23 protein-coding genes are annotated in these 23,282 nt (G+C 66.9%); 11 read left to right on the top strand and 12 right to left on the bottom strand.

Annotated elements, in window-relative coordinates; translation table 11 throughout:
* Window positions 1-181 precede the first annotated feature (181 nt).
* Window positions 182-661, top strand: coding sequence for a DUF4124 domain-containing protein (locus RTK35_RS06120; protein ID WP_069561594.1), 480 nt, complete (start codon window positions 182-184; stop codon window positions 659-661).
* 16 nt (window positions 662-677) lie between these two features.
* Here RTK35_RS06120 and RTK35_RS06115 read toward each other — a convergent pair whose 3' ends face one another.
* From RTK35_RS06115 to mrcB, 3 genes are read right to left on the bottom strand one after another with little or no spacing between them, the layout of a single operon-like run.
* Entirely contained in the window at window positions 678-1,007 is a 330-nt protein-coding gene (locus RTK35_RS06115) for a YqcC family protein (RefSeq protein WP_282887516.1), read from the bottom strand.
* On the bottom strand, window positions 1,007-1,762 hold the full coding sequence (locus RTK35_RS06110; RefSeq protein ID WP_082078160.1) for a tetratricopeptide repeat protein: 756 nt from the start codon (window positions 1,760-1,762) through the stop codon (window positions 1,007-1,009). The genes RTK35_RS06115 and RTK35_RS06110 overlap by 1 nt, the downstream gene beginning before the upstream one ends.
* Window positions 1,763-1,778: 16 nt before the next feature.
* Window positions 1,779-4,097 (bottom strand): penicillin-binding protein 1B, encoded by a 2,319-nt coding sequence (gene mrcB / locus RTK35_RS06105; protein WP_236211550.1) that lies wholly within the window; start codon window positions 4,095-4,097, stop codon window positions 1,779-1,781.
* A 115-nt stretch (window positions 4,098-4,212) separates the two neighbouring features.
* On the opposite strand from mrcB, the gene RTK35_RS06100 reads away from it, so the two are divergent.
* The 4 genes from RTK35_RS06100 to RTK35_RS06085 all read left to right on the top strand — a co-directional run bounded on the left by RTK35_RS06100 (window position 4,213) and on the right by RTK35_RS06085 (window position 7,488).
* The gene (locus tag RTK35_RS06100; RefSeq protein WP_316907621.1) at window positions 4,213-5,772 is read left to right on the top strand and encodes an AAA family ATPase; all 1,560 of its coding nucleotides are present in this window, start codon (window positions 4,213-4,215) and stop codon (window positions 5,770-5,772) included.
* Between the two features lie 78 nt (window positions 5,773-5,850).
* Complete coding sequence (locus RTK35_RS06095) at window positions 5,851-6,198, top strand: pentapeptide repeat-containing protein (protein ID WP_142014361.1); 348 nt, start codon at window positions 5,851-5,853, stop codon at window positions 6,196-6,198.
* A gap of 113 nt (window positions 6,199-6,311) precedes the next feature.
* Window positions 6,312-6,584 carry a TfoX/Sxy family protein gene (locus RTK35_RS06090; protein ID WP_044403307.1) on the top strand — a complete coding sequence of 91 codons (273 nt, stop codon included), beginning with the start codon at window positions 6,312-6,314 and terminating at the stop codon, window positions 6,582-6,584.
* A gap of 103 nt (window positions 6,585-6,687) precedes the next feature.
* A complete protein-coding gene (locus tag RTK35_RS06085; protein WP_074974054.1) occupies window positions 6,688-7,488 on the top strand; it encodes a Crp/Fnr family transcriptional regulator in 801 nt (266 codons plus the stop codon).
* A 292-nt stretch (window positions 7,489-7,780) separates the two neighbouring features.
* On the opposite strand, the gene deoD is transcribed toward RTK35_RS06085, so the two are convergent.
* The 7 genes from deoD to RTK35_RS06050 are packed head-to-tail and all read right to left on the bottom strand — an operon-like array spanning window position 7,781 to window position 14,058.
* Window positions 7,781-8,488 (bottom strand): purine-nucleoside phosphorylase, encoded by a 708-nt coding sequence (gene deoD / locus RTK35_RS06080; protein ID WP_316907620.1) that lies wholly within the window; start codon window positions 8,486-8,488, stop codon window positions 7,781-7,783.
* A gap of 39 nt (window positions 8,489-8,527) precedes the next feature.
* Window positions 8,528-9,307 carry a deoxyribose-phosphate aldolase gene (gene deoC, locus RTK35_RS06075; protein WP_316907619.1) on the bottom strand — a complete coding sequence of 260 codons (780 nt, stop codon included), beginning with the start codon at window positions 9,305-9,307 and terminating at the stop codon, window positions 8,528-8,530.
* Window positions 9,308-9,337: 30 nt separating this feature from the next.
* On the bottom strand, window positions 9,338-10,222 hold the full coding sequence (locus tag RTK35_RS06070) for a ChaN family lipoprotein (RefSeq protein ID WP_316907618.1): 885 nt from the start codon (window positions 10,220-10,222) through the stop codon (window positions 9,338-9,340).
* A 19-nt stretch (window positions 10,223-10,241) separates the two neighbouring features.
* Window positions 10,242-11,009 (bottom strand): heme ABC transporter ATP-binding protein, encoded by a 768-nt coding sequence (locus RTK35_RS06065; RefSeq protein ID WP_316907617.1) that lies wholly within the window; start codon window positions 11,007-11,009, stop codon window positions 10,242-10,244.
* Complete coding sequence (locus tag RTK35_RS06060; RefSeq protein ID WP_316907634.1) at window positions 11,009-11,992, bottom strand: iron ABC transporter permease; 984 nt, start codon at window positions 11,990-11,992, stop codon at window positions 11,009-11,011. The genes RTK35_RS06065 and RTK35_RS06060 overlap by 1 nt, the downstream gene beginning before the upstream one ends.
* A gap of 50 nt (window positions 11,993-12,042) precedes the next feature.
* Complete coding sequence (locus RTK35_RS06055; RefSeq protein ID WP_142014340.1) at window positions 12,043-12,939, bottom strand: hemin ABC transporter substrate-binding protein; 897 nt, start codon at window positions 12,937-12,939, stop codon at window positions 12,043-12,045.
* A gap of 60 nt (window positions 12,940-12,999) precedes the next feature.
* The gene (locus RTK35_RS06050) at window positions 13,000-14,058 is read right to left on the bottom strand and encodes a hemin-degrading factor (protein WP_409563806.1); all 1,059 of its coding nucleotides are present in this window, start codon (window positions 14,056-14,058) and stop codon (window positions 13,000-13,002) included.
* Window positions 14,059-14,322: 264 nt separating this feature from the next.
* Between RTK35_RS06050 and RTK35_RS06045 the strand changes: the two genes are divergently transcribed.
* Window positions 14,323-14,658, top strand: coding sequence for a Rieske (2Fe-2S) protein (locus tag RTK35_RS06045; RefSeq protein WP_074974068.1), 336 nt, complete (start codon window positions 14,323-14,325; stop codon window positions 14,656-14,658).
* On the opposite strand, the gene sfsA is transcribed toward RTK35_RS06045, so the two are convergent.
* Entirely contained in the window at window positions 14,642-15,349 is a 708-nt protein-coding gene (gene sfsA, locus RTK35_RS06040) for a DNA/RNA nuclease SfsA (protein WP_316907616.1), read from the bottom strand. The two genes, RTK35_RS06045 and sfsA, sit on opposite strands and share 17 nt — an antisense overlap.
* The gene (locus RTK35_RS06035; protein ID WP_316907615.1) at window positions 15,346-16,524 is read right to left on the bottom strand and encodes a pyridoxal phosphate-dependent aminotransferase; all 1,179 of its coding nucleotides are present in this window, start codon (window positions 16,522-16,524) and stop codon (window positions 15,346-15,348) included. Before RTK35_RS06035 ends, sfsA begins: the two co-directional genes overlap by 4 nt.
* 194 nt (window positions 16,525-16,718) lie before the next feature.
* On the opposite strand from RTK35_RS06035, the gene dksA reads away from it, so the two are divergent.
* From dksA to RTK35_RS06010, 5 genes are all read left to right on the top strand, one after another.
* On the top strand, window positions 16,719-17,162 hold the full coding sequence (gene dksA, locus RTK35_RS06030) for an RNA polymerase-binding protein DksA (protein ID WP_044403327.1): 444 nt from the start codon (window positions 16,719-16,721) through the stop codon (window positions 17,160-17,162).
* A 54-nt stretch (window positions 17,163-17,216) separates the two neighbouring features.
* On the top strand, window positions 17,217-18,104 hold the full coding sequence (gene gluQRS / locus RTK35_RS06025) for a tRNA glutamyl-Q(34) synthetase GluQRS (RefSeq protein WP_316907614.1): 888 nt from the start codon (window positions 17,217-17,219) through the stop codon (window positions 18,102-18,104).
* 62 nt (window positions 18,105-18,166) lie between these two features.
* Window positions 18,167-18,343, top strand: a complete 177-nt coding sequence (locus tag RTK35_RS06020; protein ID WP_003095129.1) for a hypothetical protein — start codon at window positions 18,167-18,169, stop codon at window positions 18,341-18,343.
* Window positions 18,327-21,281 carry a sensor histidine kinase gene (locus RTK35_RS06015; RefSeq protein WP_316907613.1) on the top strand — a complete coding sequence of 985 codons (2,955 nt, stop codon included), beginning with the start codon at window positions 18,327-18,329 and terminating at the stop codon, window positions 21,279-21,281. The genes RTK35_RS06020 and RTK35_RS06015 overlap by 17 nt, the downstream gene beginning before the upstream one ends.
* A gap of 23 nt (window positions 21,282-21,304) precedes the next feature.
* Complete coding sequence (locus RTK35_RS06010) at window positions 21,305-22,723, top strand: sigma-54-dependent transcriptional regulator (RefSeq protein WP_107330882.1); 1,419 nt, start codon at window positions 21,305-21,307, stop codon at window positions 22,721-22,723.
* Window positions 22,724-23,282 lie beyond the last annotated feature (559 nt).

The following is a 23,282-nucleotide window of genomic DNA, read 5'->3' as shown; positions in this document are numbered from 1 at the left end:
AGCTTCCGACTTGCGGCCGGCCCACTGGAACAGCGAACCCTGGATTCTTCGGATTAGGGCCCCGCAAGTCAAGTCATCCCTAACGGAATATCGCGCGAAATGCTGTGACACACGCTGGATCACAGCCACGGGACTTTGGTTATAGTTACCGCCGGACTCCCCTTCTTATTAAGGAACCCCCATGCATCGCATGATTTTCGCAGGCCTGGTTCTCGCCCTCAGCACCTCGGCCATGGCCGGCCAGGTCTACAAGTGGGTCGATGCCCAGGGTGTCACGCATTTCGGCGCACAACCTCCGCAAGGCCAGGATTCGACCCAGGTCTCCACCGGCAAGGCCGAGCCCAAGGAGCCGAAGGCGAGCTTCGAGAACCCCTACCCGGTTCTCAACAAAGCCGAAGAGCCGGCCAAGGCGCCCGCACAGGCCAAGCCCGCCAGCGAGGACGAGCAAAAGGCCATCGACGAGAAAGTGAAGAAGGACGTCGCCAAGCAGGAAGCCGAGCGCAAGGAATACTGCACCCAGCTGCGCACCAACCTGGCACAGATGCAGAACAACCCGCGCCTGCGCGTGGAAGACAAGGGAGAGGTTCGCCGCCTGACCGAAGAAGAACGTCAGTCCCGACTCAAGGAAACCCAGAAGGCCATCGCCGAGAATTGCCAGTAACGCACGCCCGACCTGCTCAGCCGGCGCTGCCGATCAACCGATCGAAAGCGCCGAGCGCTTCCAGAAGCCCCCGCACGTTCCCTGCACGTTCCTGATAGGCCATCTCGGCCATGGGCAGGATGCCGGATACCCGAGGCAACTCGGCACCGGCCTCGAGGATCACCTTCATTTTCGGCAGGAAGATCCACTGCAACCACTCTTCGAACGCCATCGTGTCGACACAGAACGGCGCCTGGCTCGCCAGCGCCTCGGCACTGGGCGGCTGCTCTGCCCACCAGCCGAGCAAGCGGAGCTCACGCTCGATCAGTAGCAGCTGATCAGCCACCTCGGCCAGGCGCACGTCCATCAGGAGCTGACCCGAGCGCGCTGACGTGCCTGGGCAGCACCTGCCGGATCACCCTGACGCTCGCGGGACTTGGCCACCAGCTCCCAAAGGCCCGCCTGGAGGGAAGGACGCCCGTTGGACAGGCTCAGACCACGCCGAGCCAGTTGCTCGGCCTGGGCAGCGTCCCCCTGGGCGAGGCGAACCTCCGCCAGGCGGTAGAGCACCTGAGGCTCACGAGGGGCAATGCGCTGTGCACGTTCGAGACTGGACGCAGCACCGTTTAGATCACCACCACCCTGTTGCTGCTGGGCAGTGGTCAGCAAGGCCAGTACCGGGCCATCCAGCTGCTCATCGGCAGCCAGGCCACCACTGGAGGGGATGCCGCTCGGCATGGACGGCGCGCTCGGGGCGGAATAGGTGCTGCCGTAATTGGGGCTGGCGGCAGGTGCCGAAACGCCTGCTGCCGGGCCGGTGACGAGCGGCCCCGGAGTGATCGGGCCAGAGGTCACCGAACCACTGATGGGCGCACTCGGTGCCGGCATGGCCTGTGCGGACGAGCCGGAAGCGGCCCCTGGAACCATCACCACGACGCCCGCATCCTGCGGCTCATAGCGAGGCTGGGCAGCCTGCACGGGCGCACGGTAACCGCCCGCGCCCTCTTCCTGCTCGGACATCGGGCCACCGGAGTCGACGACAGGAATGGCATTGCGCTGAGGGGTGGCGCAACCACCGAGCATGAGTGCGACGGTAACCGCAGGAATCCAGCCTTTGTTCACATCAGGTCCTCTTGGTTCATTGCATCCAGCCGCGGACCCAGTCCATCACCGAGTCCACCGGCGCACCCGCTCCACAGGCCTGGCCAGGGGCGGGTTCACTGCCGCGAATATAAGGCATCTGCACAGCACCCGGGCAGCTCGAATCGGAGCCCTGGCCGGTACGCGGATCGATCCATGCCTGGACGACGTTCTCCGGCATGGGCATGTCGAGCGGCAGCGGATCGGCCTTGCGCATGAAGCTGGTCCACACCTGCAGCGCACCCGTGGCACCGGTCAGCGGCGTCTTGCCGTTGTCATCGCGGCCAAGCCAGACCACTGCCAGCAGGTCCTGGCTGAAACCGGCGAACCAGCTGTCACGCGAATCGTTGGTGGTGCCGGTCTTGCCCGCCAGGGTCAGGGACGCCGGCAACTGGCTGTAGACGGAGCGCCCCGTACCTTCGCGCATCACGCGCTGCATGGCGTTCTGCACCAGGTAGATGGCACCCGGATCGAAGCGTTGCTGAATCTGGAAGGGGTAGCGCTTGAGCGGTTCACCCTCCGCCGTCAGCACACTGCGAATGCCCCGCAGCGGGGTGTTGAAACCGCCGCTGGCCAGGGTCTGGTACATCGTCGCCACTTCCATCGGGCTGAGCGCACCGGCGCCCAGCAGCATGGACGGATATGCCGGCCACTCGCGGGACACGCCCAGGCGCTCTAGGGTCTTCAGGACATTCGGCACACCGATGTCCAGGCCGAGCTTGGCCGTGGAGAGGTTGTAGGAGTTGGCCAGCCCCTGGTAGAGGAAGATCGTGCCGTGGGCCTGGCGATCGTAGTTCTGCGGCGTCCAGACCTGGCCATCCTGCCCCTTCACCGAGAAGGGCTCATCCTGCACCCAGCTGGTCAGGGTGTACTGGCTGGGCCGTTCCAGCGCCGTCAGGTAGACAGCGGGCTTGATCAGGGAACCGACCGGACGCACCGCATCGATGGCCCGGTTGAAGCCGGCGAAGCGGGGCTGGCGGCTGCCGATCAGGGCCTGGATTTCGCCGGTCTCCGGATTGCTCACCACCATCGCTGACTCCACCTCGTCCACGCCCTTGCGGCCTGCCAGGCGCTTGAGCGTCTCCTCCAGCGCCGTCTCGGCCTTGGACTGGAGGATGGGGTCGAAGCTGGTGAAGATGCGCAGCCCTTCCTCGGTCAGGTCCTCGTCTCGGTAGTCCTCCCGCAGCTGGCGCTTGACCAGATCGAGGAACGCCGGATAGGAGCTGTCGGCCATGCTGCCGCGCGGCGTCACGCCCAGGGGCTTGGCCTTCGCCGCTGCAGCCTCCTCGGCCGTGACCACGCCCTGCTCGGCGAGCAGGTCCAGCACCAGGTTCCGGCGCTCGAGCGCGCGCTCGGGGTTGCGGCGCGGGTTGAACTGGGACGGGCCCTTGACCATCCCCACCAGCAACGCCACCTGGTGCAGCTTGAGTTCGGAAAGCGGCTGACTGAAGAAATACTGGCTGGCGAGACCGAAACCGTGCACAGCACGCTGGCCGTCCTGGCCGAGGAACACCTCGTTCAGGTAAGCCTCGAGGATCTCGCGCTTGTCGTAATGCATCTCCAGCAATACGGCCATCATCGCCTCGGTGGCCTTGCGGGTGATGCTGCGCTCGTTGGTCAGGTAGAAGTTCTTCACCAACTGCTGGGTCAGGGTGCTGCCACCCTGACGCAATTGGCCGGCGGTGGCGTTGACCCAGATGGCCCGCGCGATGGACTTCAGCGAGACGCCCCAGTGGTTGAAGAACTCTCGGTCCTCCACCGCGACCAGCGTATCCACCAGGTAGGGCGGCGCCTGGTCCAGCTTGATGAGAATCCGGTCTTCGTGGTGGGCGGGGTAGAGGCCACCGATCAGCAGCGGCTCCAAGCGCGCGACCGCCAGGTTGGCACCATTGCCCTGGCTGAGCCCCGCCACGTAGTCACCGGAGAAGCGTACCTTGATCAGCCGCGCCGGCTCAGCCCCTTCGTAGAACTGGAAGCCACGGGTGTTCAACTCCACCGTCGAGCCGGCCACCGAGGCCGAACCCGGCCCGTTGGAGGCGCTCTCCCGACGGTAGCCGAGGGCGTCGAGCTCCTTGAGGAAGTCGTCCTTGGCCAGCTTCAGCCCGACGAACAACTCAAGGGGCCGTGCATAGACCTTCGCCGGCACGGTCCAGCGCTTGCCGGAGAATTTTTCCTGGACGATGGCATCCAGGTAGACGGCGAAGCCCGCCAGGACGACCAGGCCCACCAGGCTGAGCTTGAAAGCCCAGCCGAAGAGCCTGCGCAAGCCACTGGAACGGGGTTTCTTACGGGAGCGGGGGGATCGGGAACGAGTCATGGCGGCGCATTATACGCACTTTGCCCAGCGCCAGAAGGCGCCCCCTGACGGTTTGCAGAGTGGCGCACAGCACCCATAATGCCCGCCTCTGCACGTGCCAGAACAAGGAACGACCGTGAGCCAACAATTGATCCAAGCCCTTCAGGACCCGAGCCTCTACCCCCATCCGGTGGAAGCCTTCAGCGTCATCGAAACCCATATCTCCTGGGTGCTGCTCACCGGTCCCTACGTCTACAAGATCAAGAAGCCGGTTAATTTCGGCTTCCTCGACTTCACCCGCCTGGAAGACCGCCAGCACTTCTGCACCGAGGAAGTCCGCCTCAACCAGCGCCTGACTCATGACCTTTACCTGGATGTAGTGGCCATCACCGGCAGCGAGGCCGCCCCCCGCCTGGGAGGCGAAGGCCCGGTGATCGAGTACGCCATCCGCATGGCACAGTTCCCGCAGAGCAACCTGCTGAGCGAGATCCAGTCCCGCGGTGAACTGAGCCCGGCCCACGTCGACGCCCTGGCCGCGCAGATCGCCCGGTTCCACCTCGAAGCCCCCCGCGTGGACGAGAAGCACCCGCTGGGCACGCCCGAAGCCGTGATGCAGCCGGTGCAACAGAACTTCGACCAGATCCGCCCGATGCTCGAGGCCAAGGCCGACCTGCAGCAACTCGACGCCCTGGAAGCCTGGGCGCAGAGCAGCTTCGAGCGCCTCAAGCCGCTGCTGGCCGAGCGCAAGCGCGACGGTTTCATCCGTGAGTGCCACGGCGATATCCACCTGGGCAATGCCACCCTCATCAATGGCGAAGTGGTGCTGTTCGACTGCATCGAGTTCAACGAGCCCTTCCGCTTCACCGACGTCTACGCCGACATCGGCTTCCTGGCGATGGACCTCGAAGACCGTGGCCTCAAGTCGCTCTCCCGCCGCCTGGTCAGCCGCTACCTCGAGGAAACCGGCGACTACCGCGGCCTGGCCCTGCTCAACTTCTACAAGGCCTACCGCGCCCTGGTGCGTGCCAAGGTCGCCCTGTTCAGCCTCGCCCACCAGACCGATGCCGTGCAGCGCGCCGCCACCCTGCGCCAGTACCGTAACTACGCCAACCTGGCAGAGAGCTACAGCGCCATCCCGCTGCGCTTCCTCGCTATCACCCACGGCGTCTCTGCGGTCGGCAAGAGCCACGTCGCCCTGCGTCTGGTGGAAGCCCTGGGTGCCATCCGCCTGCGTTCGGACGTGGAGCGCAAGCGTCTGTTCGGCGAGCAGACGGGGAAAAACGGCGAACTGAACAGCGGGATCTACAGCCCCGAATCCACCGAGGCCACCTACCAGCGCCTGCACGAGCTGGCCGAGCAGGTACTGAGCGCCGGCTTCCCGGTGGTGCTCGACGCCGCCTACCTCAAACGCGCCCAGCGCCAGGGCGCCCGCGCCGTGGCCGAGAAGGCCGGCACCGCGTTCCTGATCCTCGACTGCCAGGCCCCGGACGCGGTCATTGGCGGCTGGCTGGAGCAGCGTCGCCAGCAGGGCACCGACCCGTCCGACGCCACCCTGGAGGTGGTACAGGCGCAGCACGCCAGCCGCGAGGCCCTCGACAGCGAAGAGCAAGCCCACAGCACCCGCGTCGACACCCACCAGGCCAAGAGCCTGGACACCCTCGTCGAGCGCATCCGCCAGTTCCTGCCGGGGCTCTGAGCCCCTCCCAAGGTGCGGCAGGGAATTCCTGCCGCACCTTCTATACTCCCGGGGAACCCTCAACGGACGAGCCCCGCCATGACACTTCCCCATCAGCTCGACTCGCCTCTCTACCTCCTCCTCCGCAACGACGACATCGCGGGCTTCAACGCCCAGAAACCAGCCGACGGCACCGTCGACCTGCGCGGCGGTGACTTCCGCGGCGTCGACCTGCGCGGCCTGGATGCCCGGGGCGTCGACTTCACCGACGCCTACTTCCGGGGTGCCGACCTGCGCGGCATCGACTTCCGCGAGTCCCAGCTGCAGGGCGCCAGCATCGCCCACGCACAGATCTCGGGCGCCTACTTCCCCACCGAACTGGCGGCGGACGAGCTGCTCATGTCGGTGAATTTCGGCACCCGCCTGCGCTACAACACCCACCGCTGACCAACCGTCGAGCGGGTGATGTCATGAGGCCACGTCCGCCTGACCGCCCGCTACACTCTTGGGCGCGACACCGGGAAACCTGTCCTCTCGCGCACCCATTGCAAGGAGGCTCGATGAACGATGAATTGCAGAACCTGAAGAACCTGGGCAAGACCTCGGCGCAGTGGCTGCACGCGGTAGGCATCCATAACGCGTCCGACCTTCGCCGACTGGGTGCCGTAGGCGCCTATCGGGCGGTAAAGGCCCGTGGCTTCCGCGCCTCCAAAGTGCTCCTCTACGCCATCGAAGGAGCCCTGCTGGACGTGCACTGGAACGAGCTGCCCCCGGGCCACAAGGCCCAGCTCAACGGAGAGCTCGAGTCTTTCCCGCAAAACAACAGGAGCTAGCTCACAACACCGGCGTTCGGTGATTTACGTTCGTACCGATGCGCCCTATTGTTTCAGGGACGTTCGTGCGTCCAAGCCCAGTCAGTCCAAGGAATTTACCGACATGTACCTACTCGGGGAGCAACCTGCTTACGCCGACCAGCTGATCAACCGACTGCAAAGCATTCCCAGCCAGCTGCTCGACGGGCTTGAACCTTCCGGCCCCCCGCTCTCCTTCGAGTCGGTCGAGGACCTGAACCGGGAGCTGCCCGGCAATCAGCTGTTCATCATCGAGAATGGCCTGCTGCACGCCCTGGTCGACGAACGTCCGCTGTTCTACCTCCAGGAGGGCGATCTGGTGGGTCTGCGCCAGGGCATCGAACTGCCCAGCTGCCGCTACCGCAGCGACGAGCCCGTCAGCCTCATTCCCTATTCCCGCAGCGCCGTGTTCAAGCACATCTATGCCGATGAGCAGCGCCAGGAACAGTTCATCCAGTACCTGATCGGTCACACCGCCCTGCTTTCGGATGCACTGGCCCGACTGAAGCAGCCGGAAATCCGCCCCTCCACCGGCTTCCAGCACTTCGCCGCCGGCGAGGAGCTGATCCACCAGGGCGATGAAGCCGACCACGTCTTCATCATCATCGAAGGCCATGCCGAAGCCTTCGTCGACGGCCAGAAGGTCGGCGACGTGCAGAAGGACGAGATCTTCGGCGCCATGGCGGTGTTCACCCGCGAGAAGCGCAGCGCCACCGTCATCGCCAGCGAGCCCTGCACCGTGATGGTGATCCCCAAGGACCAGTTCCTCAGCCTGATGCAGAGCAACCCCCGCATCGCCCACAGCCTCATCGAGAGCATGGCCCGGCGCATCGACCTGCTGAACAAGGAAATCACCCAGCAGCGCCAGGCGAACCCGGAAGGCTGATCCACAGAGCCCTACAAAAAGCCCGGCACATGCTGGGTTTTTTCATGGCTGATGACCGTTCATCCTGTTCTGACGAATTTTTTTACATCCTGCGCTTGACCACGAAATGAGAATTGTTATTATTATCACAACTGGTCGCGAGATCAGCCGGTAAGCTGAGAGACCAAGCAGTCGGACTCTTCAGATTATCTCCTCATCAGGCTAATCACGGTTATTGACCCGGCAGTTTGCCGGGTCTTTTTTTGCCTGCAGAAAACCGCCGGAAGCCTCGCCCCACCTGGGTTTACCGCCCTCAGACGATCACGCTTTCAAGCACCAGCCGGGTCATGTCGTGGAGCCCTTCCTGGCGCGCCTGCGCTCCGAGGCGCTCCCCCGTCAGCAACTGGTCGCTCACCGTCAGCACGGCCAAGGCCTCACGTCCCAGTTCCGCGGCCACGCCATACAACCCCGCCGCCTCCATCTCCACGGCGAGGATGCCCATCCGGCTCATGGGCACCATCCAGTCGGCCGCCGGCTCGTAGAACAGGTCGGCGGAAAACACATTGCCCACGTGCACCGTCATCCCCATTTCATCGGCTCGATTCACGGCACGCGCCAACAGGCGGTAATCCGCTAGCGCGGCGAAGTCGAAGCCACCGAAGCGTTTGCGGTTGACGCCGGAATCGGTGGACGCGCCCTGAGCAATCACCAGGTCGTGCAGGTGGACGTCCGGCTGCAAGGCCCCGCAACTGCCCACGCGGATGATTCGCTGCACGCCGAACTGGCTGAACAGCTCATGGGCGTAGAGCGAGATGGAGGGGATGCCCATGCCCGACCCCATGACCGAAACGCGCTGCCCTCGGTAGCGGCCGGTATAGCCGAGCATGTTGCGCACCGCGTTCACCTCTCGCACGTCCTCCAGAAAGGTTTCGGCGATGGCCCGGGCCCGCAGCGGGTCACCGGGCATGAGCACGGTCTCGGCAAAGTCACCCGGCCGGGCGTTGATGTGGGGTGTGGCCATGACAGCCTCGCTCGTGAACGTTGGGAAGGTGGGGATGAATCAGTAGCCAGTGCCTGTTCCGGCTTCGCCCGCTTCACCCAGGCTCTTCAGCAACTCGGCCAGCAGGCCCGAGGCACCGAGCCGCAAATGCCCGGGCGTTACCCACTGCGCGCCGAGCGTCGCCCGTGCCAGCTCGATGTAGCAGCGCGCATCCGCCAGGGTCCGCAAGCCGCCGGCCGCCTTGAAGCCCACCATACCGCCGTGCTCGGCAATGACCCCGAGCATCAGCGATGCCGCCTCCGGCGTGGCGTTGACCGGCACCTTGCCGGTGCTGGTCTTGATGAACTGGGCACCCGCTGTGATCGCATCGCGGCTGGCCTGGCGGATCAGCTCCGGCTGCGCCAGCGCCCCGGTCTCGAGAATCACCTTGAGCAACGCCCGATCCCCGCAGGCCTCCCGACACGCCGCCACCAGATCGCGCCCCGGCTGGGCATCGCCCGCCAGCAATACGGCATAGGGATAGACCAAGTCCACCTCGTCCGCCCCATCGGCCACGGCCGCCCGGGTTTCCTCCAGTGCTCGCCGTACATCGACGCCACCCTGGGGAAAGTTGGCCACGGTGGCCACGCGCACGGCTTCGGCACCCAGCGCATCAAGGCGCCGCCGGGCGAAGCCGATGAAGCGCGGGTAGACGCAGACGGCAGCCACCGCCCCAACGGGCGTCAGTGCACGGGCGCAAAGGGCATCGATGGTCGCCTCGTCATCCGTGTCGTTGAGGGAGGTCAGGTCGAGCAGGCGGACCGCCAGGGTGGCCAGCTCAGGATCGTTCAGTTCAGCCATACGGGCTCCGGGATCGCCAACAGGGTGGATTCAAGGGCGCGTGTGCATCTGCTTGCGCATCTCGGCGCAGTGGTCCACCGGGGTGACGGCAGCGGTGTACCAGACGAAATCCGCCTCGGCGGCATCAACGACCTTGCCGGCCTCGGCGAGGATCACCACCCGCGCCTGGTCAGGCTCCAGCCCGAGGTCCGCCAGGTGCAGCGGCGCCCCCAGGTCGCGCCGGGCATGGTAGCTGCCGGCCACCAGCAGCGCCGGCGCCGGGGCGGCCAGCAGGCGCTCGGCCATGCGCCGGTCCCGCTGCTGCTGCACCGCCACCATGGGCGGGAACTGGCTCTCCGGCAGCAACCCGCAATGGGACTGGCGCACCTGCTCCGTCAGCTTGGTCTGCACGGCCGGCGCCGTCGCAGCAGCGCCCTCGAGGCGCGGCGGCTGCCGGTAGATGGCGAGGATCTCATCACGATCCAGATTGGCTGCCAGCAGTGGATAGGGCTGGGCCAACCCATGGCGCACCAGCGGCCCGTAGAGCGACCAGTCCCATCCGCCCTCCCAGTCCAGAGCCTTGGGCAGGTCCGCCACCGACTGACCGCGAACGGCATCGACCCTGGCCTGCTGCGACGGCGTGAGCATCTCCATCAGCAGGCTGCCCTGGGACCGACGCTGCTCCAGCGCCTGCAACAGCCACAGCTCCAGGGCGTGGTGGTCCGGGTTGTCGTGCTGCTCACCCACCAGCACCCGGGGCACCGGCGCCAGCGCGTCCACCAGTTCGTCCGGGGAGAGGCGGCGCCCGTCACGCAGGTCGAGGATGACGCCCAGGTCCGGGTGCTGCCGCCCCTCCGGGCTCTGCCAGGCCGGCACGGGAGGGAGCGACTGGCAGGCCGCCAGCAGAAGAAAACCGCAGACCAGGATGAACCTCATGTCGACCTCGCAAGCATGCTCAGCGCGCGACGATCAGGGGATGCCCGCGCTCCGGGTGACGCTGCACCAGCACCTCCAGCCCGAACACCGCCTCCAGCGTGTCGGCCCGAAGCACCTCCTCCGGGGTTCCCAGCGCCTGGGGACGCCCTTCGGCCAGCAGCAACAGGCGATCACAGTAGCGCGCCGCCAGGTTGAGGTCATGCAGGATCACCAGCACCGCCACGCCTTGCCGGGCGAATGCCCAGGCCGCCTGCAGGGTGGTGTGCTGGTGCAAGGGGTCGAGCGCCGAGGTCGGCTCGTCCAGCAACAGCACCTGCCCCTCCCCACCCGGCCAGAGCTGCGCCAGCACCCGGGCCAGGTGCACACGCTGGCGCTCGCCACCGGACAGGGCCAGGTAGCTGCGCCCCGCCAGGTGAGCGGCATCCACCGCGTGCAGGGTCTCGTCGACGATTTCCGCATCCCGCGCGCGGCCGGTGGCGTGGGGCAGGCGCCCCATGGCCACCACGTCCTCGACGGAGAAGGCAAAGCCCAGGCTGGAACTCTGCGGCAATACCGCCAGCTGACGAGCCCGCTCGGGGCCGTTCCAGCCCGCCAGCGGGCGGCCCGCCAGCAGCACCTGCCCGCTCGCCGGCGCCAGTTCGCCGCACAACGCGCCAAGCAGGGTGCTCTTGCCTGCCCCGTTGGGGCCGAGCACACCCAGCACCTCGCCCGGCCGGACGGCCAGCTCCACCCCCTCCAGCACCACCGTGTGGCCTCGCCGGATCGACAGCCCTTCGGCACGTAGCATCACGCGCGCCCTCGCAGCAGCAAATAAAGGAAGAACGGCGCCCCCACCAGGGCCGTGACGATGCCGATGGGCAGCTCCGCAGGCGACAGCACCAGTCGCGCAGCCAGGTCGGAGAACAGCATCAGGCTCGCCCCCGCCAGGGCCGAGGCTGGCAGCAGCACACGATGGTCCGGCCCGGCCAGCAGGCGCACCAGGTGCGGCACGACCAGCCCGATGAAGCCAATCAGACCCGAGGCGGCCACGGCCGCACCGACACCCAGCGCGGTGCAGAACACCAGCTCGCCCTTGAGGCGCTCCACATCGAACCCCAGGTGCCGCGCCTCCGACTCGCCCAGCAGCAAGGCATTCAATGCGCTGGCCCGGCGCGGCAGCCAGGCGATCACCGCCAGCACCACCACCAACAGCGGCCACAAGCGTGCGTAGCTGGCGCCGTTCAGGCTGCCCAGGTTCCAGAACGTGAGCGTGCGCAGGGTGGCGTCGTCGGCCAGGTAGGTGAACAGGCCGATGGTGGCGAAGGCCAGGGCGTTGAGGGCGATGCCGGCCAGCAGCATGGTCACCACGCTGGTCTGCCCGTCGCGCCGACCGAGGCGATAGACCAGGGCGGTGATGAGGAAGCCGCCGGCGAACGCACTGATGGACAGCAGGTACGGCGCCAGAACCTCCGGCAGCCCGCCCAGCGCCGCGCCGCCAACAATGGCCACGGCCGCGCCCAGCCCCGCGCCACTGGAAACGCCCACCAGCCCAGGGTCGGCCAGGGGGTTGCGGAACAGCCCCTGCATCGCCACCCCGGACACCGCCAGGACGGCCCCCACCGCCAGCCCCAGCAGGGTTCGCGGCAGGCGGATCTGCGTCAGGATCAGTTCGGCCTGCTCCAGCCCGTCACCGTCCAGCGGCACGCCCACCAGGCGCAGCAGCGCCCGCAGGGTCGCATCCAGCGGCAGGCTCACCGGCCCAAGGGCGAGGGACAGCCACAGCGCCACCAGCAGCAGCAGAGACAGGCCGATGAACAGCAGGCGTGGCGACAACACGGGCTTCATGGGGTGGCTCGGTGCTCAGCATCCGGGGCGGGGGCCTGAGGATAAAAGCCGGCGGACAACGCCGCCAGCGCATCCGGCAGCCGGGGGCCCAGTCCGCCCACCAGCAAGGTCGGGTCCAGCACCAGGAAGCGGCCCGCGCGCCCGGCCCGGGTGAGCGCCAGGGTGGGGTTCTGGCGCAGCAGCGCCTCCCGCGCGGCTTCGCCCACCAGCGCCCGGTCGGCCACAACGACCACCTCCGGGTCGAGGGCCGCCAATGCCTCGTTGGACAGGGCCTTGTAGCCGGAATGATCGGCCACGTTGAAGCCACCGGCGCGTTCGATCATCCAGGCGCCCGAGGTGCCCTTGCCGGCCGCCAGCGGGTTGCTGCCGGCATGCCCCACCAGCAGCAGCACGCGTGGAGCAGTCTGTTTTCCCTGGGCCTCGCGGACATGGGCCGCCAGGCTGTCCAGCCGCGCCACATAGTCGATCCGGGCTTGCTCAGCCCGTGCAGGGTCACCGAGCAACGCGCCCAGGCGTTCGAGGGTGTGGGCCAGAGCCGCCAGGTCCGGCTGCGAGGACAGCTGCTCTACCTGCACCCCGGCCGCCTTCACCTGCGCCAGCACCGGCGGCGGCCCCATTTCTTCGGTGCCCACCAGCAGCTCGGGGCGCAGGGACAGCAGCCCTTCCGCCGCCAGCTGCCGCTGGTAGCCGACGCTGGGCAGGCGCTTGAGGCTCTCCGGGTGCTGGCTGGTGGTGTCGACGCCGACCAGCTGCGGTTCCCCCCCCAGCGCCACCACCCATTCGCTGACCGCCCCTCCCGCGCTCACCCAGCGCTGGGGCAGGGCATCGGCCGACGCCAGGGAACAGAAAAGCAGGCCGGCACAAAGGCCGGCGAGGTGTCTCGGGGCGGGCATATCGACTCCTTGTATAGCAGTGCAGGCCCCGGACCCGGGGCGTCATGAAAGAGGGCCGGGTCAGCGCGCCGGCACCGACTCGGCGAGGGCGCGCCAGTCCGGGCGCTCGGGCTGGCCCGGCTTGCGGGCGCCGAACAGTTGCAGCACCAGCTCGCCCTCGGCGTCGAAGGCCTCCCAACTGGTGATCACACCGTCGCTGCTGGGCTTGCGCACCCGCCACAGCTCGGTGACACCGGTGGTTTGCAGGTGCAGGTTGAAATCCGCGTCGAGGACGTTGAACCAGCTGTCCATCCAGCGCAGGTTCTGCACAGGGCCGGTGTGGATCTGGATGCAGTGGCGGTTGCCGACGAACACCATCACCGGTACCGCCTGCTCGGCGACCCGCTCCAGCAGGCGCGGCAACTCGGCCGGGACCAGCGGCTCGGCCCATTCGGCGCCCGCCAGGCGCAGGGCCTGGGTGCGCGCGGCGCCGTGCTGCTTGAGCAGGGCGAAGAAGTGATGGGTGTCCTTCAGGTTGGCCCAACCCGCTCGCAGACTGGCGACGTCGATCGCCGCATCGGGCCGGGGCGGCTCGGCCTCCGGCAGCGGATGCAGGTCCAGCTCGGCGCACTGCGCCTCGGCACAGAAGCGCTCCACCAGCGGCGCCCAGGCAGAAACTTCGCTGCGCTCGGTCAGGAAGACCTTGTGCACCGCCATGCCCTGCCTGTCGAACACCTGCAGGCTGCGCTGGGTGCCGCGCGGAGTGTCCTCGGCGATGGCGAACACACTGGCCCAGCCCGCCAGGAACAGCCGCAGGTCGATATCGGGCGACACCACCAGCCCCATCTGGCCATTGCCGCTGATCGTCACCTCGCGGTACGGGCCATGGCGCTCGTGGACGCAGTGCTCATTGCGGGTCAGCGCCATCACCGGACCCAAGGCTTCCAGGGCCGGCAGCAGCACCGGCCAATCCGGGCGCAGACGCACCGCGTCGACACCCAGGCGCGCGGCGACCAGTTCGGCCTCGCTGACGCCCAGCTGGCGAGCGGCATCGCGGGCGCGCAGGTGGGGCTGCTCCCCGCGCAGCGCCTGCCAGGCCTGGTAGAGGGGAGAACGCGTGGGGGCAACGGACGGCATCATCGAAGGGCTCCTCTAATCACGGATCAACCGGGCGGCGAAGGATGGGCACTGCGCGAAAATTGATAATTATTTGCATTTGCAAGTCAAGGGACGTAAGGTGCGCCCCGACCGGACTTCGACGCCTTCTGCAGTGACATGACGAACGAGCAGGCTGCCGACGGTAAAGAATCCGTGTCCCTCTCCTTTCAAGCGCAAGGACGCGCTCCCCTCTTGGCGACTTCCGGCAGTGCGGGATAATGCCTCCCCGTGATGGAGGTGCCCTTGATGAAATGGCTGTGCGAACCCGGCGCCCTGGCGGAAGGCCAGAGCCGCGGGATGACGGTGGACGACAGGAAGCTGCTGCTGGTCCGCCGGGACGGGCAGGTCTATGCCTATGAGAATCGCTGCCCGCATCGGGGGATCCCGCTGGAATGGCAGCCGGACCAGTTCCTCGATGCCAGCGGCAGCCTGATCCAGTGCGCCACCCACGGTGCGCTGTTCCTGATCGAGACCGGCGAATGCGTTACCGGCCCCTGCGTGGGCCAGGCGTTACGTGCCCTGCCCTGCCGGGAGGACGGGCAGGGCATCTGGCTGGAGGCTGCGCCTACAGCTGCAGGCTGAGGCGGCGGGTCAACACCATGCCTTCGGGGCTCAACTCCGCGCCGTAGGCCAGTACCTCCACCCCGGCCTCGTGGGCATCAGCCAGGGCCTGGGCGTAGTGCGGGTCGATCTCCCGTGCCGGCCGCACGGCGTCGATGCCGGAGAGGTTCACGCAATACAGCTGCACGGCACGGGTCCCCTCCCGCGCCAGGTGCGCCAGCTCCCGCAGGTGCTTGGCACCCCGGGTGGTGACTGCATCGGGGAAGGCCGCGACGGGCGTGCCCTCGAAGCCGAGGGTGACGCTCTTCACCTCGACGTAGAGCGCCCCCGTGGGGTAGTCGAGGCGGAAGTCGGCTCGGCTGTTCTCCACGCCATAAGCGACTTCCCGCTTCAGCGCAGTGACCCCCGCCAGTTCGGGGATCCGCCCCGCCAGCAAGGCCTCCTCCACCAGCGGGTTGGCCCGCGCGGTGTTGATGCAGGCCAGGCGGCCCTGGGGCGTCTCCACCAGCTCCCAGGTACCGGGCAACTTGCGCCGGGGATCGTTGGAACGGCTGAACCACACCCGACAGCCTTCGCTCATGCAGTTGAGCATCGAACCGGTGTTCGGACAGTGGATCGTCAACTGCTCCCCCTGGGCGGTCTCGATGTCGGCCAGGAAGCGCTTGTAGCGCCGCAGCAGCCGGCCCTCTTCAAGCGGCGGATCGAACCTCACGCTCGCGCCGCCCAGCTCTGCAGGCCACGGGCGATGCGCGCGACCGCCTCTTCCAGGCGCGGCAGGCTCTGGGTGTAGGCGAAGCGCACGTGCTGGCCGGCCAGGTGCCGGCCGAAATCCAGGCCGGGGGTGAAGGCGACGTGCTCGGTCTCGATGAAGTGCTGGCAGAACGCATAGGCGTCCTGGGTGAAGGCCGAAACGTCTGCATATAAATAGAAGGCACCTTCCGGCTCGACGGCCATCCCGAAGCCCAGCTCGCGCAGGGCGGGCAGCAGGTAGTCGCGGCGGCGGGCGAACTCGGCGCGACGCGCCTCCAGGATCGCCAGGGTGTCCTCGCGGAAGCAGGCCAGCGCGGCGTGCTGGGCCATAGAGGGCGCGCTGATGTAGAGGTTCTGCGCCAGCTTTTCCAGCTCGGGCACCGCCTCCCGCGGAGCCACCAGCCAACCCAGGCGCCAACCGGTCATGCCGAAGTACTTGGAGAAGCTGTTGAGCACGAAGGCGTCGTCATCCACCTCCAGCACGCTGGTGGCGTCCACGCCATAGGTGAGGCCGTGGTAGATCTCGTCCACCACGAGGTGTCCGCCCAATCCCCGGAGGCTGTCGGACAGTGCCGCCAGCTCGTCCCGGTGCAGCAGGGTGCCGGTGGGGTTGGCCGGCGAGGCCACCAGGGCGCCGACGCTCTGGGCATCCCAGTGGCGCTCCACCAGGTGCGGGGTCAGTTGGTAACGGGTCTCGGGGCCCACCGGCACCAGCTGGGCCGCACCCTCCACCAGGCGCAGGAAGTGCCGGTTGCAGGGGTAGCCGGGGTCGGCCAGCAGCCAGTGCCGGCCCGGGTCGACCAGCAGGCTCGAGGCCATCAGCAGCGCGCCCGAGCCGCCGGGGGTGATGAGGATGCGCTCGGGGTCGATGTCCAGCCCGTAGCGCTGGCCGTAGAAGCCGGCGATGGCACGGCGCAGCTCCGGCAGGCCACGGGCCGCGGTGTAGCGGGTATGCCCGGCGGCCAGCGCGGCCTGCCCGGCCTCGACGATGGGGGCGGCGGTGGTGAAGTCCGGCTCGCCGATCTCCAGGTGGATCACGTCGTGCCCTTCGGCCTGCAACTCGTTGGCGCGGGCCAGCAGCGCCATGACGTGGAAGGGTTCTATGGCACGGCTGCGTGCGCTGTATGACTGGGCCATCGGCCTTCCCTCATCGACACAAAGCGCGGATTCTAACCAATGCTTCGGGACGCCCGCAGCAACCGCGATAACTGGGAGTGGCGTGGCCTGAACCGTTCTGGTAAGTTCGCCCGCTTGCAGCCGCAGGGCCGGCAGTGTCGGCGACGGACCAGCTTCCTGCGAAATGGATTAGAGAAAGTGAGAGGCGGCCATTCATGCCCACCAAAGCTAAGCAAACGAGCAGCCAACTGATCCGTGGTTTCGAGCCCTATCAGGAAACCAAGGGTGAGGAGTACATGAGCGACCGCATGCGCGCTCACTTCACCAACATCCTCAACAGGTGGAAGGTCGAGTTGATGGAAGAGGTCGACCGCACCGTCCACCACATGCAGGACGAAGCGGCCAACTTCCCCGATCCGGCCGACCGCGCCAGCCAGGAAGAAGAATTCAGCCTGGAACTGCGTGCCCGTGACCGCGAGCGCAAGCTGATCAAGAAGATCGACGAGACCCTCCAGCTGATCGAAGACAACGAGTACGGCTGGTGCGACTCCTGCGGCGTCGAGATCGGCATCCGCCGCCTCGAAGCGCGCCCCACCGCCACCCTCTGCATCGATTGCAAGACCCTGGCGGAAATCAAGGAAAAGCAACTCGGTTCCTGATCCCAGAACGGGGCGCTACGGCGCCCCGTTTCGTTTCAACAGGCTCACGCCCGCATGCCTCCGTCTTCCTACGTCGGCCGCTTCGCTCCAACCCCCAGCGGCTACCTGCACTTCGGCTCCCTGGTTGCCGCCCTCGCCTCCTACCTCGATGCCCGCGCTGTCGGCGGTCGCTGGCTGCTGCGCATGGAAGACCTGGACCCGCCCCGCGAGATGCCGGGTGCCCAGGCGGCGATCCTCTCCACGCTGGAGGCCTACGGTTTCGAATGGGACGGTGAGCTGGTGCGCCAGAGCGACCGCCATGACGCCTACGCCCAGGTGATCGACCGGCTCTTCGCCCAGGGGCTGGCCTACGCCTGCACCTGCTCGCGCAAGCAGCTCGAAGGCCATCACGGCATCTACCCCGGTTTCTGCCGCAACGCCTGCCACCCCCAGGTCGATGCGGCCATCCGCCTGCGCGTGCCGGAGCTGGTCTACCGCTTCACCGACCGGGTACAGGGCCTGTACCAGCAGCACCTGGGCCGCGAGGTGGGGGACTTCGTCATCCGCCGTCGCGACGGCCTCTATGCCTACCAGTTGGCAGTGGTGCTGGACGATGCCTGGCAAGGCGTCACCGACGTGGTGCGCGGCGCCGACCTGCTGGACTCAACGCCGCGCCAGCTGTACCTGCAGGAGCTGCTGGGCCTGTCGCAGCCACGCTACCTGCACGTCCCACTGATCATCCAGCCGGACGGCCACAAGCTCGGCAAGTCCTACCGCTCGCCGCCCCTGCCGGCCGACCGTGCCACACCTCTGCTGGCCCGCGCCCTGCGTGCCCTCGGCCAGCAGCCACCGGAAGACCTCGCCGGCGGCACGCCCCGCGAAGCCCTGGACTGGGGCATTGCCCACTGGGACGCCACGCGCATCCCCCGCACCCGCACCCTGGCCGAAGCCCAGCTGCGCTGAGCGCACTCGCACCGGCACGGGGCATTCGCTACCATCGCCGCACCCTCGATGTGAGATGCGGCATGTATATCTACCGACTGGTACTGCTCCTGGTGGTGGGGATCTACCTGTTTTCCCCGGCCATCATGGACTGGTGGATCGACCCCAACGGGGCCTGGTATCGCCCCTACCTGCTCTGGCTGATCCTGATCGTGGTGACCTTCATCCTGCAGAGTCAACGCGATGCTGACGAGCTTTAGCCTGAGCCAGCTGATCCTCATCAGCGCGGCCTACCTCTTTGCCCTGTTCGGTGTCGCCTGGTTGAGCGATCGCGGCTTCGTTCCGCGTCGTATCGTCCGCCACCCGCTCACCTACACCCTGTCCCTCGGCGTGTACGCCAGCGCCTGGGCCTTCTACGGCACGGTGGGGCTGGCCTACCAGTACGGCTACGGCTTCCTGGCCAGCTACCTGGGCATCTCCGGGGCCTTCCTGCTGGCGCCGGTGCTGCTCTACCCGATCCTGCGGATCACCCGCACCTACCAGCTCTCGTCCCTGGCCGACCTGTTCGCCTTCCGCTTCCGCAGCACCTGGGCCGGGGCGCTGACTACCCTGTTCATGCTCATCGGCGTACTCCCCCTGCTGGCCCTGCAGATCCAGGCGGTGGCCGACTCCATCGGCATCCTCACCCGCGAGCCGGTACACGACAGGGTCGCCCTGGGCTTCTGCGCACTGATCACGCTGTTCACCATCCTCTTCGGCGCGCGCCACATCGCCACGCGGGAGAAGCACGAAGGGCTGGTGTTCGCCATCGCCTTCGAGTCGCTGGTGAAGCTGACCGCCCTCGGCGGCATCGGCCTCTATGCGCTCTACGGCGTGCTCGGCGGTCCTCACGAACTGGAGCTGTGGCTGCTGCAGAATCAGGCGGCGCTCTCGACGCTGCACACACCGCTGCAGGAAGGCCCGTGGCGCACGCTGCTGCTGGTGTTCTTCGCCTCGGCCATCGTCATGCCGCACATGTACCACATGACCTTCACCGAGAACCTCAACCCCCGCGCCATGGTCAGCGCCAGCTGGGGGCTGCCACTGTTCCTGCTGCTGATGAGCCTGGCGGTACCGCTGATCCTCTGGGCCGGCCTCAAGCTCGGCGCCACCACCAACCCGGAATACTTCACCCTGGGCCTGGGCATTGCAGTGAACAGCGATGCCCTCGCCTTGCTGGCCTACATCGGCGGGCTCTCTGCCGCCAGCGGCCTGATCATCGTGCTGACCCTGGCGCTCTCCGGCATGGCGCTGAACCACCTGGTGCTGCCGCTCTACCAACCGCCGTCGGAAGGCAACATCTACCGCTGGCTGAAGTGGACCCGCCGGGCGCTGATCGTCGCCATCATCATGGCCGGCTACGGCTTCTATCTATTGCTCGGCGCCGAGCAGGACCTGTCGAACCTGGGCATCGTCGCCTTCGTCGCCACCCTGCAGTTCCTGCCCGGCGCGCTCTCGGTGCTGTACTGGCCGACCGCCAACCGCCGGGGCTTCATCGCCGGCTTGTTGGCCGGCATCGGCGTGTGGATGTTCTCCATGCTGCTGCCCCTGCTGGGCAACCTGCAGGGCATCTACGTGCCGCTGTTCAACGCCATCTACGTGCTCGACGACACCAGCTGGCACATCGCGGCCATCGCCTCGCTGGCGGCCAACGTGCTGGTGTTCACCCTGGTCTCGCTGTTCACCGAGGCCAGCCCCGAGGAACGGGGTGCCGCCGAGGCCTGCGCCGTGGACAACGTGCGCCGACCGCAACGCCGCGAACTGGTGGCAGCCTCACCCCAGGAATTCTCCGAGCAACTGGCCAAGCCGCTGGGTGCGAAGACCGCGCAGAAGGAGGTGGAGCAGGCCCTGCGCGACCTCCACCTGCCGTTCGACGAACGCCGCCCCTACGCCCTGCGCCGCCTGCGCGACCGCATCGAAGCCAACCTCTCCGGGCTGATGGGGCCGAGCGTGGCACAGGACATCGTGGAGACCTTCCTGCCGTACAAATCCGGCAGCGAGGGCTACGTCACCGAGGACATCCACTTCATAGAGAGCCGCCTGGAGGACTACCACTCCCGGCTCACCGGCCTGGCCGCCGAGCTCGACGCCTTGCGCCGCTACCACCGCCGCACGCTGCAGGAGCTGCCGATGGGGGTGTGTTCGCTGGCCAAGGACCAGGAGATCCTCATGTGGAACCGCGCCATGGAGGAACTGACCGAGATTCCCGCGCAGCGCGTGGTCGGCTCGCGGCTCTCAGCCATCAGCGATCCCTGGCGGGGCCTGCTGGAAAGCTTCATCAGCCAGCCCGACGAGCACCTGCACAAGCAGCGCCTGCCGCTGGAAGGCCAGGTGCGTTCGCTGAACCTGCACAAGGCCGCCATCGACGAGCCGCTGGCCCCCGGTAACAGTGGCCTGGTGGTGCTGGTGGAAGACGTGACCGACACGCTGCTGCTGGAAGACAAGCTGGTGCACTCCGAGCGGCTGGCGTCCATCGGCCGCCTGGCTGCCGGGGTCGCCCACGAGATCGGCAACCCCATCACCGGCATCGCCTGCCTGGCGCAGAACCTGCGGGAAGAGCGCGAGGGCGACGCCGAACTGACCGAGATCAGCGGGCAGATCCTCGAGCAGACCAAGCGGGTGTCGCGCATCGTGCAGTCGCTCATGAGCTTCGCCCACGCAGGCGCCCGCCAGCAGGCCACGGAACCGGTGTGCCTGGCGGACGTCGCCCAGGAAGCCATTGGCCTGCTGTCCCTGAACAGGCGCAGCGTCGATGTGCAGTTCTTCAACCTCTGCGACCCGCACCACATCGTCGAGGGTGACCCCCAGCGCCTGGCCCAGGTGCTGATCAACCTGCTGTCCAACGCCCGCGACGCCTCGCCCGAGGGCGGTGCGATCCGCGTGCGCAGCGCCATCTCCGACCATGCCGTGGAGCTGATCGTGGAGGACGAAGGCAGCGGGATTCCCAAGGCGATCATGGACCGGCTGTTCGAGCCCTTCTTCACCACCAAGGACCCCGGCAAGGGGACCGGGCTGGGGCTTGCGCTGGTCTATTCAATCGTGGAAGAGCATTATGGCCACATCACCATAGAAAGCCCGGCCGACCCCGAGCAGCAGCGCGGCACCCGTTTCAGGGTGACACTGCCACGCTTCGCCGAAGCGCCCAGCGCTGCCATCTGAGACTGTCGAGAGAGCTGAACCGAATGCCACATATCCTGATCGTCGAAGACGAAACCATCATCCGTTCCGCCTTGCGCCGCCTGCTCGAGCGCAACCAGTACCAGGTCAGTGAAGCCGGGTCTGTCCAGGAGGCCCAGGAGCGCTACAGCATCCCCGGTTTCGACCTCATCGTCAGCGACCTGCGCCTGCCCGGCGCCCCCGGTACCGAACTGATCAAGCTGGCCCAGGGCACCCCGGTGCTGATCATGACCAGCTACGCCAGCCTGCGCTCGGCGGTGGACTCGATGAAGATGGGCGCGGTGGACTACATCGCCAAGCCCTTCGACCACGACGAGATGCTCCAGGCCGTCGCCCGCATCATCAAGGACCGCCAGGAGAACAAGGCGGCCCCTGCCGAACGTGCCCCGGCTCGCACCCAGGAGAAGAGCAGCGCACCCCAGGCCGATGGCGAGATCGGCATCATCGGTTCCTGCTCCGCCATGCAGGAGCTCTACAGCAAGATCCGCAAGGTCGCCCCCACCGACTCCACGGTGCTCATCCAGGGCGAATCCGGGACCGGCAAGGAACTGGTGGCCCGCGCCCTGCACAATCTCTCCCGCCGCGCCAAGGCGCCGATGATCTCGGTGAACTGCGCAGCCATTCCCGAAACCCTGATCGAGTCCGAACTCTTCGGTCACGAGAAGGGCGCCTTCACCGGCGCCACCGCCGGCCGCGCCGGCCTGGTGGAAGCGGCCGACGGTGGCACGCTGTTCCTCGACGAAATCGGCGAGCTGCCCCTGGAAGCCCAGGCGCGCCTGCTGCGGGTGTTGCAGGAAGGCGAGATCCGCCGTGTCGGCTCGGTCCAGTCGCAGAAGGTGGATGTGCGCCTGATTGCCGCCACCCACCGCGACCTCAAGACGCTGGCCAAGACCGGCCAGTTCCGCGAAGACCTCTATTACCGCCTCCACGTCATCTCCCTGAAACTGCCCGCCCTGCGCGAACGCGGTAACGACGTGATCGAGATCGCCCGCGCCTTCCTGGCGCGCCAGTGCACCCGCATGGGGCGCGAAGAACTGCGCTTCGCCCACGATGCCGAACAAGCCATCCGCCACTACTCGTGGCCCGGTAACGTGCGTGAACTGGAGAACGCCATCGAGCGTGCGGTGATCCTCTGCGAGAGCCCGGATATCTCGGCAGACCTGCTGGGCATCGACATCGAGCTGGCCGACCTGGAGGACGACGACTTCCTCGACGGCCCCACTCAGGCCACGGCCGCCAGCACCCACGAACCCACGGAAGACCTGTCCCTCGAGGACTACTTCCAGCATTTCGTCCTCGAGCATCAGGACCACATGACCGAGACCGAGCTGGCCCGCAAGCTGGGCATCAGCCGCAAATGCCTGTGGGAACGCCGCCAGCGCCTGGGCATCCCCCGGCGCAAATCGGGGGCTGCCACCTCCTGACCTCCCGAGGTTGCGCGTGACCGTGAGAACGGTTAGGAGTTCCCCAGGCTGTTACCGCAAAAACCTCTCGTAACAAAAGCCGGGTGAGTCGGTAACGGAAACCCGGCTTTTTTGTACCTCACCACCACACCCTGCTTTACGCAAGTCATTGATTTTAAAGGATTTGCAAAAGTTGGCACGGCAACTGCTTTATCTCTGACACAACAACAATAAAAACAGTAGTAACCCCACAACAAGAACAATACGCACCGACTCCAGCACAACAAGAACAAAACCGCGGAGGCGCAGCTAACTGATTCTTTTGGAGAGGAGTTGCCATTGGGGCTCGCCCCACGACCAGGCCGAGAACAATAAAACTGCTTACTCAGGCAGCACCCGAACTGGTTGGATCGAATGATCACGGCACCATCAGCATCCAAAGCAATCCGTTTGCTCTTGACCCTCGATTCGAGGGCATATCCAGAGATCACGAATCTGCTGGTACGGGTCAAACAACAAGAACAGCAAGCCCGGCTCAATAATAAAAACAAAGCACGCACCAGTTTGGGGGGGAGCTTCG

Origin of the sequence: Pseudomonas sp. zfem003, from assembly GCF_032621675.1 — a bacterium.
In the GTDB taxonomy this organism is placed as follows: Bacteria; Pseudomonadota; Gammaproteobacteria; order Pseudomonadales; family Pseudomonadaceae; genus Metapseudomonas; species Metapseudomonas otitidis.
Note: the sequence above shows the minus strand (reverse complement) of the source record. Positions and strands in the feature narration are given on the sequence as shown.